The sequence below is a fragment of the Kitasatospora sp. NPDC057512 genome (assembly GCF_042802135.1).
Classification (GTDB): Bacteria; Actinomycetota; Actinomycetes; order Streptomycetales; family Streptomycetaceae; genus Kitasatospora.
On the sequence record NZ_JBHVET010000727.1, the window covers coordinates 1 to 4,259 of the forward strand.

General features: G+C 72.4%; 2 protein-coding genes. Both read left to right on the top strand.

The features are described 5' to 3' along the window. Positions 1–151: 151 nt before the first annotated feature. Positions 152–3,202 carry a hypothetical protein gene (locus tag ACFU6K_RS32660; protein WP_380669218.1) on the top strand — a complete coding sequence of 1,017 codons (3,051 nt, stop codon included), beginning with the start codon at positions 152–154 and terminating at the stop codon, positions 3,200–3,202. 309 nt (positions 3,203–3,511) lie between these two features. Then, complete coding sequence (locus ACFU6K_RS32665) at positions 3,512–4,255, top strand: hypothetical protein (RefSeq protein WP_380669220.1); 744 nt, start codon at positions 3,512–3,514, stop codon at positions 4,253–4,255. Positions 4,256–4,259 lie beyond the last annotated feature (4 nt).

Genomic DNA, 4,259 nt, shown 5'->3' on the forward strand with positions numbered 1-4,259 from the left:
GGGCATACCCGGCGCGGCCGTTCGTACCCACCCTCTATGATCCCGTCCGGGGGGAAGGTCGCTGAGCTGGGGTACGACACCGCTGTGTCCGCTCTCCCCTCGGGGGCGCACACCCGCGTCGCCGATTCGACGACCGGGAGACGAACACTCGGTGATACCCACTCAACGCCTGGGCCGCGGACTGCTCGCGGGCGCCTCGGCGCTCGCGCTGGCACTGCTGCCCGCCGGCCTCTCACCCACCACGGCGGCCGCCGCACCCGCCGGCACATCACCCGGCGCACCAGTCGGCGCACCAGCCGGTGACGGGTCCGGCCCGACGCCGGTGGACCTCAACGCCACGCGCGCCTTCGCGGACACCTTCCGGCTGGACCCGGCCCTGGACACCGACCCGCTGTACGGACTGAACGTCGGCCTGGACGCCCGGCAGTCGCCGCCGGCCGGGCAGCACGGGATCTCCTACACCCGGGTCTCCGGCCGCTGGGACACCTCGACCGCGCCCGACCAGTGGTTCGTCCAGACCAGTCATCCGGACCACCCCGACAAGCTGCTGTTCGCCAAGGGCGTCTCCGCGATCATGCTCGGCGCGCCGGCCGTCGCGGACGACACCGGCCACTACACCGTCTCGACGGTGATCGACCCGGTCGTCGGCGACACCGGCGGTGCCGACTGGGGCTCGATCGTGCTGAGCCGCAGCCACCGGAGCAACGGCTACGTCACCGGCGGCGACGTCGACCTCGGCCTGACCGTCAGCTCGGGCGGCAAGCTCGCCCTCTTCCACGGTGGCGGCGGCGAGAACCCCTTCTGGACCGGCACGGTGGCGCCGACGGCGCAGTACGCCGTCTCGCTCACCGTCTCCACCGGCGCCGACCGCGCCGTCACCCTGACGGTGAACGGCACCCCGTTCACCGTCTCCGCGCCGGCCGGGGTGACCCGCTGGCCGGGCAGCGAGTTCCTCTACCTCGGCGCCTACCTCTCCGACCCGAACCGCGTCACCACCTTCGGCGACGGCGCCGGCCACGGCCTGAACGTCAGCCGGATCGACACCAGCGCCACCCGCAGCGCCAAGCCGCTCGTCGACACCTTCGACGGCGCGCCCAACGCCACCGCCGACCACGGCCTCAACCAGGACCTCGGCGCCCGCCAGCCGAGCCTGATCTCCGCCAACTACACCGCCGTGTCGGGCGTCAAGGGCCTGGCCCTCAACCCGCCGGCGGACTCGGTGCAGGTCAACAGCCCGGCCCACCCGAACGTGCTCTCGTTCCCCAAGGGCACCTCGGCCGTCCGCCTGAACAAGCCGGCCACCTCGGACGTCCAGAGCGGCGCCTACACGGTGCACGCCGTGCTGACCCCCGTGGTCGGCAGCACCTCCGGCCAGGACTGGGCGTCCCTCGCCGTCAGCAACGCCTCGGGCGGCACGGGCGCCGTGGACGCCGAGGACATCGCGCTCGGCCTGCGGGTCCAGGCCGACGGCGGGCTGACGCTCTTCCAGGGCGGCACCCCGACCGCACTGCCCGCCGTCCCGCCGGCCGGCGCCTACGAGGTGTCGGCCGCGCTGGCGACCGGCGACCGGCAGCAGGCGACCGTCAAGGTCAACGGCACGACGGTGTTCTCCGGCCGCACCGCCGCCAAGCTGCCCCGCGACGGCTACGTCTCGCTCGGCGCCCACCACTCGGCGGCCGGCCAGGTCACCACGGCGGACGACCTGCGGGTCTCCATGCTGGGCGGGCTCGGCTACTACGGGTTCTTCGACATCCGGGACCCCAACGAGCCGAACTTCAGCGTCAACCACGCGCCCGAGGTGGCGCAGTGGACCAACTTCAACAACTACCTGCGCGACCAGGACCCCCGCCTGGAGTTCCTGGACCAGTGCCTGCCGGCCGCCTGCGTGATCGACCTCAACCAGGAGACGGTGGTCCCGCGCTCGCCGGGTGACTGGCAGGTCAACCCGAACCCGAACGCCGCGCAGAACCTCCTGAACCTGGTGCGGCGCATCGGGTCGAACATCGACAAGATCGGCGCCGTCGACATGACGGACGAGGCCTACTCGCACGGCCTCAGCCCCGCCCAGGTCCAGACGCAGGCCGAGCAGATCAGGGCCGCGTTCCCGGACAAGACGCTGATCATGAGCCTCGACCACTGGAACGCCGAGCAGAGCGCGCCGATCCCGTCCACCGTCGACATCGTCGGCTTCGACCACTACTGCGCGGGCCGCGGCGAGATCCAGTGGCGGCTGGCGAACCTGAAGACCTTCCTCTCCTCGCCGGACCAGCACCTGATGCTCTTCCCGGAGTCCACCAACGCGTACCGGGTCGCCGACGGCTGCTACTCGGGCAAGACCGACGCGGACATCGCGGCGTACAACGCCGAGTACCGCGCGATCGCCGCGCAGGACCCCCGCGTCGTCTACCTGCAGAACTTCCGCTGGCTCGGCCCGGACCAGCCGAACACGGTGCCGCTGACCGTCGCGGCGCAGAAGCGGATCGGCAAGGCCGTGGTCGACGCCACGCCCACGCCGGCGCCCGCCTCGGTGGGCGTGTACCGGCCGTCGGACGGCAGCTTCGGCCAGGCCGCCCACAACGGCTGGTACACCGGCCAGGCCGTGTTCGGCGGCGGGGGCGGCGACGTCGTCCCGCTGACGGGCCACTGGAACGGGCCGGGCACCGACACCGTCGGCGTCTACCACCGCGACACCGCGACCTTCCAACTGTCCTACGACAAAGCCACCGTGGCCGCCACCTTCCCGTTCGGTGTCCCCGGTGACATCCCGCTGGTCGGCGACTGGAGCGGGCAGGGGCGGAGCACGGTCGGCGTCTACCGGCCCAGCGACCAGTACTTCTACCTGTCCGACGACAACGCCACCGTCAAGTACCGGATCAGGCTGGGCAACGAGGGCTGGAAGCCGCTGGTCGGCGACTGGGACGGCAACGGCACCACCACCGTCGCCGTCTACGACCCGCAGACCCAGACCTTCTACCTGAACGACTCCAACGAGACGGAGCACCCGCGCCCGGGCGTCAGGTTCGGCAACCCCGGCGACCGCCCGGTCAAGGGCGACTGGGACGGCACCGGCAAGGAGACCATCGGCGTCTACCGGCCCGGCGACCAGACCTTCTACGGGGCCGCCGAGAACTCCGACCTGGTGGTCTACAGCAGGAAGTTCGGCAACCCGGGCGACATCCCGCTGGTGGGCAACTGGGGCTGACGCCCCCGTCCGCGTGTCCGACCGGGCGCCCTCCCGACCGCTCCGCGGCGATCGGGAGGGCGCCTTCGTGCCGGCCCGGGTGCACGGGCGGTCGCGCCGTCCTCGCTCCGCATGGAGTTCACCAACCCGGTCGCCCCATCCGCCGGAGCGCCAGCACGACGGTTCGCGCCCCATCCACGCGTCGAACGGTGGGGTGGCGACTCCTTGCCTGGACGGGGAGAGGGGCGAGGGCGGCCCGAACCGCCGCCCTGAGCGCGGGCCGTGTGAAATTCGCATGACAGCGGTGGAAGGCTCCGCGATCATGGGCCGGTGGCCACGGAACCGGACATCCTCGACCTGAACATCCTCTGCCCACCGCCCGGGGAGGGCTACCTGGAGGTCCGCCCGGTCGTCAGCGGCCGGGACCTCCTGGCCGAACTGACCCTCCGCAGCCAGGAGTCGGGCGGCCCCCGGTTCGTCGGATCAGGCCCCCGGTACCTCCTGGGCCGGGGCGGGCCCTTGCATGCCACGGCCGTGCCCCAGGAGGTCCGGCTCGCGGTATCCGGGTGTGGCCTGGAACAGTGCTGCAGTGCCCTGTACGTGACGGTCAGTCGGGACGGAGAGCATGTCGTCTGGGCAAGCTGGCGCGACCCGGCTGGGCGGGGCTTCGACCTGCCGGAGTTCCGGTTCGCCGTGGACCAGTACGAGGCCGAGGTGCTGCGAGCCGAAGCGGACCGCGGCTGGGAGTGGCCGGGGGCAGTGGTCGCGACGCTGCTGGAGGAAGGGCTGAGGGGACGCGAGGACTGGCTCGCCAGGTGGGAGTGCGAGCTGGAGGCCGTCTGGGCCTCCCGCCTGGAACCCGACCGGATCGACGTCATCCTGCGGCATCCCCCCGGCCGGGAGGAGACGGATCTGCCCTGGGCCCAGTTCCTGACGACCCTCCCGATCTCCGCGGACGACCCCTCGGAGCAGGCCGAGCGCCTCGAAGCGCGGCTGACCGCGGGCGACCCCCGCGCCACCGCCGAGCTCTGCGGAGGGTACGACCCCGAGCAGGTGGGCTACCCCTGGCCGTAGGGCC